Annotated in this window: 1 protein-coding gene; it reads left to right on the forward strand. The window is 27.7% G+C overall.

Annotated features, from left to right (window positions below):
• Nucleotides 1-23 precede the first annotated feature (23 nt).
• A complete protein-coding gene (locus NAAC61_RS11430) occupies nucleotides 24-146 on the forward strand; it encodes a helix-turn-helix domain-containing protein (RefSeq protein ID WP_443146894.1) in 123 nt (40 codons plus the stop codon).
• The last annotated feature ends 125 nt before the right edge of the window (nucleotides 147-271 follow it).

The following is a 271-nucleotide window of genomic DNA, read 5'->3' on the forward strand; positions in this document are numbered from 1 at the left end:
TCTAACGGACGATAGAAGTTACTATATATCGTTGGTCAAAACAAGGAATTTTAAAACCAATAAAAATAGGCAAGAAAGTATTGTTTAAAAGAGCTGATATCGAAAAGCTATTAAACGAAAGCTATAAAAGTACTGAATCAGAATAAGTATATCGGGGGTGGGCTAAATGAAAAGTTTTTACGGAATAGATTATGAAGAATTCAAAGAAAACATATACGCATTTTTGAAAAGTTATTTTGAAATAAAAAAGATAATATTTGATTTGAAACCA

Source organism: Petrotoga sp. 8T1HF07.NaAc.6.1, from assembly GCF_016772115.1.
GTDB classification, from domain to species: Bacteria; Thermotogota; Thermotogae; order Petrotogales; family Petrotogaceae; genus Petrotoga; species Petrotoga mobilis.